The sequence below is a fragment of the Paenibacillus whitsoniae genome, assembly GCF_003955665.1.
Lineage (GTDB): Bacteria > Bacillota > Bacilli > Paenibacillales > NBRC-103111 > Paenibacillus_E > Paenibacillus_E whitsoniae.
In genome coordinates this window covers 37,375-43,823 of record NZ_RXHU01000028.1, presented here as the reverse complement: position 1 = coordinate 43,823, position 6,449 = coordinate 37,375, and the positions used below count along the sequence as shown (strand labels likewise).

General features: G+C 51.5%; 8 protein-coding genes and 1 other RNA gene. All 9 read right to left on the bottom strand.

Annotation, left to right across the window (positions count from 1 at the left end; genetic code table 11):
• Positions 1-314 precede the first annotated feature (314 nt).
• The 9 genes from EJQ19_RS11390 to EJQ19_RS11350 all read right to left on the bottom strand — a co-directional run bounded on the left by EJQ19_RS11390 (position 315) and on the right by EJQ19_RS11350 (position 6,433).
• Positions 315-584, bottom strand: coding sequence for a pro-sigmaK processing inhibitor BofA family protein (locus EJQ19_RS11390; protein ID WP_126141339.1), 270 nt, complete (start codon positions 582-584; stop codon positions 315-317).
• 2 nt (positions 585-586) lie between these two features.
• Positions 587-871: a DUF2508 family protein gene (locus tag EJQ19_RS11385; RefSeq protein WP_241242850.1), complete on the bottom strand. Its 285-nt coding sequence runs from the start codon at positions 869-871 to the stop codon at positions 587-589.
• A gap of 299 nt (positions 872-1,170) precedes the next feature.
• A complete protein-coding gene (recR, locus tag EJQ19_RS11380; protein WP_126141338.1) occupies positions 1,171-1,767 on the bottom strand; it encodes a recombination mediator RecR in 597 nt (198 codons plus the stop codon).
• Between the two features lie 48 nt (positions 1,768-1,815).
• Complete coding sequence (locus EJQ19_RS11375; protein WP_126141337.1) at positions 1,816-2,127, bottom strand: YbaB/EbfC family nucleoid-associated protein; 312 nt, start codon at positions 2,125-2,127, stop codon at positions 1,816-1,818.
• A gap of 20 nt (positions 2,128-2,147) precedes the next feature.
• Positions 2,148-3,896: a DNA polymerase III subunit gamma/tau gene (gene dnaX, locus EJQ19_RS11370; RefSeq protein WP_126141336.1), complete on the bottom strand. Its 1,749-nt coding sequence runs from the start codon at positions 3,894-3,896 to the stop codon at positions 2,148-2,150.
• 143 nt (positions 3,897-4,039) lie between these two features.
• An RNA gene (gene ffs, locus EJQ19_RS11365) (signal recognition particle sRNA large type) lies at positions 4,040-4,303 on the bottom strand.
• Positions 4,304-4,353: 50 nt separating this feature from the next.
• Positions 4,354-4,752 carry a hypothetical protein gene (locus EJQ19_RS11360; protein ID WP_126141335.1) on the bottom strand — a complete coding sequence of 133 codons (399 nt, stop codon included), beginning with the start codon at positions 4,750-4,752 and terminating at the stop codon, positions 4,354-4,356.
• 91 nt (positions 4,753-4,843) lie between these two features.
• Positions 4,844-5,041 carry a 50S ribosomal protein L31 gene (gene rpmE, locus EJQ19_RS11355; RefSeq protein WP_126141334.1) on the bottom strand — a complete coding sequence of 66 codons (198 nt, stop codon included), beginning with the start codon at positions 5,039-5,041 and terminating at the stop codon, positions 4,844-4,846.
• Between the two features lie 117 nt (positions 5,042-5,158).
• A complete protein-coding gene (locus EJQ19_RS11350; protein ID WP_126141333.1) occupies positions 5,159-6,433 on the bottom strand; it encodes a radical SAM family protein in 1,275 nt (424 codons plus the stop codon).
• Positions 6,434-6,449 lie beyond the last annotated feature (16 nt).

The following is a 6,449-nucleotide window of genomic DNA, read 5'->3' as shown; positions in this document are numbered from 1 at the left end:
AAAAGTGAACGATTGCTCGTCCATTTATTTTAAGCTGAATAGCTCATTGACTTGCTAGCGAGATTTTTCAATCTCATTATAGTTGATTGCTCAACCGATTTGCTTACTCACTCGTTGTTCAGTTTTCAAGGAACAATGCTTGTCTCACAACTTTCTCTCGAAAGCCGGAAGACCAATATATCATAGTTACTTTTCTTTTGCAACTTGTTTATTTCAAGTTACTTCGTTTACTGCATGTCCCGCAGCAACTTTTATAAGATACCACAGGAACATCGTAGGAGTCAACCTCTGATGTGCATGTTTTATTTTTCCAATTATAAGAGTACAACTTTGACCCCGATCAACAGCAGTACCCCTGGCACGCCAAGCACGGTCGCCGTCCCCAATGTCGCCGTATTGATCGGCAGCTCGATATGCGTGTAACCGCTGAGCAGATTCAGCAAATACAGCAGAAACGCCGCAACGACAACATTTACTCCCAATGAGGCCAGCACTCTGGTGCCGCCCCGGCTGCGAAAAACAGTCATAACCAACAGTAACGACGACAGAATAAGCACACCCCAAATTGCGACTTTAACTACCATCTCTATCCCTCCAACAAACGATCGCTGTCAATTAAGCTGATCCCCATCTTTTTGGCCTGCTTGATAAGCATTTCAAACCTTTTCTCCGCCGCTTCCAGCGCATAGATGGCATAGTCAATCTGATCCTTCTCCACCGCAAATTCAAAATGTGCCTGCGCAGACTGCCACGTTAAGTGGGCACTGTGTATTTCCTCAATCAGGAGCTGCTTGTCCCTTATGGCGGCCTGCTTTTGCGATTTTAACGACGGTTTCTTCATGCCTTGCGAACCTAATAGTTCCGGTCTCACGGACAAGCCTCCCTTTCTTCCCATAGCTGGTTTGTTACATGCATATGTGAGAAAGCGCCTGATCAGAACAACAAATCGCCTTTTGAGAGAAATCTCATTAGGCCGCGGTACCTGTTAGGCTTGCATGAGAATCAAGAATCGTTACCTTCGCGCGAACTAAGCGCAGATCTTCTTGCTTACGCCATATTCAGGGATGAAAGCGTCTACGGATGGCGTAGAGCCATTTTAGGAGCATACGTTCAATATTCCCGCAAAAAAAGAGCGCCCCTAGGCACTCTCTTTGAACAAGTACATATGAATTATAACTCCCTGCGGCCTTCCATCGCTTTGGACAGCGTGACTTCATCCGCGTACTCCAAATCGCCGCCGACCGGCAAACCGTGAGCAATCCGGGTTACACGAAGCCCGAAAGGCTTCACAAGCCGAGATAAGTACATCGCTGTCGCTTCGCCCTCAATATTCGGATTCGTCGCAAGAATCAGCTCCTGCACCGTCTCATCCCCCAGCCGTTTGAGCAGCTCAGCGATATGAATCTGGTCGGGGCCGATCCCCTCCATCGGAGAAATCGCGCCATGCAGCACGTGATAGTAGCCCTCAAATTCTTTGGTGCGCTCCAGCGCCGCCAAGTCCTTCGGCTCCTGCACGACACAGATGACAGACCCGTCCCGGCTTTTGTCTTGACAGATGCGGCACGGATCCACGTCCGTAATGTTGCAGCAAACCGAGCAGTAATGCAGGTTCCGCTTCACATTGACGAGTGACTTGGCAAAATCGATCACATCCTCCTCTTTCATACGGAGCACATGAAAGGCCAAACGTCCGGCCGTCTTGGGGCCGACTCCCGGCAAGCGGGAGAAGGCATCGATTAATTTCGCTATCGGTTCGGGGTAATGCAAAGGAAGGACTCCTTCATCGTTATAAAGTTGTGACTCTCAGTTGCTTGTTTAGAACAGGCCTGGAATGTTCATGCCGCCTGTGAATTTGCCCATATCTTTATTGGCCAATTCTTCCGCTTTGGCCATCGCATCATTAATAGCTGTCAGCACAAGGTCTTGCAGCATTTCAACATCGTCCGGATCAACCGCTTCCGGTTTGATTGTAATGCTTTGTACTTTCTTGTGGCCGTTCACCGTACATGTAACAACACCGCCGCCAGCTGTTCCTTCGATGACCTTGGTACCCAATTCTTCTTGCGCTTTCATCATTTGCTCTTGCATTTTCTTCACTTGCTTCATCATTTGGTTCATGTTATTCATAACAGGTCGCTCCCTTATCGTTAATCTTCTTTAATGGTGACTAAATCCTCGCCAAACAGTTGAATTGCTTCCGAAATCCATTCTTCCTTTGCCGGCTTCGCAGGTCCATCCTCGGCCACGAGCTCCATGACTTCCGGAGGCGCCGTTGTCGACTCGCTCTTCGCGTCGTCCCATTCTTTGCGCATGACGGTCAGAAGCCGCATCGGTTTGCCAAATACAGCGGCAAGCACCTGCTCAATGATCAGCTTGTTCTCCGGCTTCTCCGTCGTGTTGCGATGCATATCATTCTTAAAAGCAACAAGCACCGCATCGTCCAGCACGGAGACAAGATCGCCGTTGACGAACCAGGCATGAACGGTAATCTTGCGTTCTTTGACATCTCCCAACACCTGCGCCCATTTCATGAAGCCGGTCTTGGTTTCCGGCCCTTCGGCCGCCTTGAGGTACGGCTCCAGCTTGAGACCGGACTTCTTCGTGGGTGCGGAAGCCGCAGCCACTCTGGCAGGCGGAGCCTGCCTTGCCGGGCCGCCCTCCGCGGAACCCGACACTCCCGATTTTACCAGTCCTGCCACCTGTTCTTCAAGTTGTTTCAACCGCCGGGTGAGCTGCTGCACGAGATCGCTCTCCAACGACGGCCCACGCACCGACTCCGCGGATGGGGCTGACGCCCCTGTGCTTGCACCGCGGCTGCCGCCGCTGATTTTCAAAATCGCAATTTCCAGCAAGGTCTGCGGCTGAACGGAGTATTTCATCTCGCTCTGATAGTGGTTCAGCGTCTCGATGATCGCCATCATTTCAGCAGGCGTGAAGCTCGCCGCGACGTTCTGAAGATCCGCCATGTCGAATACGCGTTCGGCGATGACCGGCGAGTTGGGTACCATGCGAACCATCAGCAAATCGCGGAAATAGTGAATTAAATTTTCGATGCATTTGTCGGCACTTTTGCCTTCCTGCATGAAGGTGTCGATCAATTCCAGCGCATCGCCCAACTGACCGTCCTTGATATAGAGCACGAGCTTCTTGAATTGATCCGAAGCTACGCCGCCGGTAATCGCCAGGACGTCCGACAGCTGAATTTCGCCCGTTGCAAAAGAAGCCGCCTGATCGAGCAAGCTCAGCGCATCCCGCATCCCTCCGTCAGATAAGCGCGCGATATAATGCAAAGCTTCCCGATCGATCGCGATATGCTCCTGGTCGCACACATACTGCAGCCGATCTACTTGATCGTCAAGCGAGACGCGGCGGAAATCGAAACGCTGGCACCTGGATATAATCGTAGCCGGGATTTTATGAGGTTCGGTCGTCGCTAAAATAAACATCACATGCGCCGGCGGTTCCTCCAACGTTTTGAGCAGGGCATTGAATGCCTCTGTCGTCAGCATGTGCACTTCGTCGATGATATAGACCTTATGCCTGACTTCCGTCGGGGCGTATTTCACTTTATCGCGGATGTCGCGAATTTCTTCCACGCCGCGGTTGGAGGCCGCATCGATCTCGACCACGTCCATGACGGCGCCTTCGGTAATACGCTCACAAGCTGAGCAATGATTGCACGGTTCTTCGGCGGGGCCGTTCAAGCAGTTGATCGCTTTGGCCAAAATTTTGGCCGTGCTCGTTTTCCCCGTTCCCCGAGGTCCGTTGAACAAATAGGCGTGCGTAAGGCGGTTTTCACGCAAAGAGTTCTGCAGCGTCTGCGTAATATGCCGTTGTCCGACGACATCGCGGAACGTCTGCGATCTCCACGTTCGATACAAAGCGATATGGGCCATTGTGTTCCTCTCCAATAATCCTGTGCGGATTGACTAACTCCATTATACTATAAGCCTTCTGGGGATGAAATAGAGGGTGCGCCGAGTGCGTCGGTACAACAAAAAACGCCCCATAGGGACGTTGTGCGCTTCGTATGTATAAACTGTGCACCTGTTATTGATAAAGGGATACAAGCGTACTCTTATCGTTAGCTCAAATTAGGCAACCCTTCGGCACATGAAACATCTCACTTACGGCTGCTTCCTTCCGGACCTGACCGAGTTCATGAGCATCCATTGCGAAGGACCCGATTCTCAACACCACGTGTAAAAGCCAGACCTCACATCACAGTACCGCTAACAGGAATTCAACCTCGCTACAGCGGATTGCGAGTCACAGGGCACCGCTACCTCCCCGTCTAGCACAGTAAAAATAGTATAGCCGATTGAGTGTCAAATAGCAACCAACGGGCAAAAACTACCTGCCGACCATGGTTACATTGATTTTATAACGCGGCATATTCGTGTCCAGCGCCATCTGCGCTTGAGAGCGCAGATCTTCTACCTGTGCAGGTGTCAGACCTGCCTTGGGCGTCACTTTCACATTGACGTTAGGCCCGTGGATCGCAAACTTCGACTTCTCAACGCCAGGCAGTTGATCCAATACAGCCTTCATCAGAAGGGCATCATCGTCATAATGATGATACGTGGGATTCATCGGATTGTTCGGATTAACACTGGTGATGCCGAGCATGCCGTCCTGCTTGTAATTCTGGGTTTTATAAGTCCCATTGTCCGTGGTCTTGTGCGTGCCGCAGGCCGCCAGACCGAAGATCAGCACAACCGATCCTGTCCATTTGAGCAGAGCCTTGAACATAAAAACACCTCCATTGGACTCGTAAGCCTACGCTTAGGATGACCAATGGAGGTTGTCTTATGCCGATTGCCTCGAAAGCAATAGCTGCCAATTAGATGCCGTATTTCTTTTTGAATTTGTCGACACGGCCGCCTACATCGATAAACTTTTGTTTACCCGTGTAGAAAGGATGGCAATTGGAGCAAATCTCAACGCGAAGATTTGACTTAATTGAACCCGTTTCGAACACATTCCCACAAGCGCAAGTCACTGTGGTTGCATGATAAGTAGGATGGATACCTGCTTTCATGTCGGTTCACCTCTTTCCGCCCTGAATCATGTGCTGATCCAGAGTTAATGGACGTACTTTTGCATTGTAGCACACCTGACGCGGCGGATGCAATGGCCAAAATATCGGATAAAAACCCTATAGCACAGGGGTTACCGAGCGTTCGCTCCTATAAAATTTAGGCGTGTGCGAATACGATCCGAGCACAACATCCGGCAGTTCCTCTTCGAAAATCTCGAGCATCGCTTTCATGCCGAGAAGCTCGCTCTTGGCCTTCGGAATGATGCCCAGATAGCTTTCCGGGTCAATATTCAGGTTGCGGAGCTGGATCAACTTCAGTCCGGTGCGGCGCACGAAGTCGATCATCGCTTCGATCTCTTCCTCGCGGTCGGTAACGCCCGGGAAGACAAGGTAGTTGATCGAAGTGATAACCCCTTTGTCCGCGGCGTATCGGAGCGATTTTTCAACATTCTTGAGCGTGTAAGCTCTCGGCTTGTAGTAAGCGTTGTAATGCTCGTCGATGGCGCTGATTGTACTGACGCGCATCAGATCTAGTCCTGCGTCAACAATCCCACGGATATGATCGGTTAACCCGGCATTCGTGTTAATGTTGATGTAGCCCATTTTGGTGATCTCCCGCACTTGCTTGATCGCGGGGATAATAAGCGCCGCTTGTGTGCTCGGTTCTCCCTCGCACCCTTGCCCGAAGGAAATGATGCTGTCCGGGGTCTTGAGGTGCTCCAGCATAATCTCCGTGATCTCGTCGACACGCGGTTTAAAATTCATCCGGGTCTGCGGCGCAACAAAGCCGCTGTCGTCCGGCTGCTCGGAAATACAGCCGAAGCAGCCCGCGTTGCACGAGTAGGACACCGGCACGGCACCTTCCCAGCGCTGCAGGAACGTGTTGGACGCCGTCAGGCACTCGTAGCCAAGCGCACAGTTCGACAAGTGCGCGTAAAGCCGGTTTTCCGGGTATTTGGCGGTGAGATGTTTCACTTGAGATTCCAGTACATCTACGTCGCAATTGACGGGATTCCAGAAATACGGGTTATCCGTCAAGCGAGCGGCAACATAGAACCCGTCTTCTTTCCAAACAACGGCGGTATAGCCGAAAAGCGGCAGCGCCTTGGATTTATCCGATTTGACGTAGCCCGGCAGCAATAGACGGGTAAAGCCTTGCGGCAGCAGCGCCCCGACGGCATGGTAATCGCCTGGAACCAGCTTCATCTCGCCGGTTTCGGCATCGATACCGACCGGCCGCGTGAACGGCAGGGAGACGAGCGTCGCGCCTTCCGGCAGCGGGATCAGCTCCTCGTCCAAAATCTCAGTAATCATCTCGGCATTCCGCCCTAACGCCAAATAGTCGGGATGATCGAATACATTTCCTTCTGCATCTGCATAAACCAAATTCATAACGGTACTCCTCTGT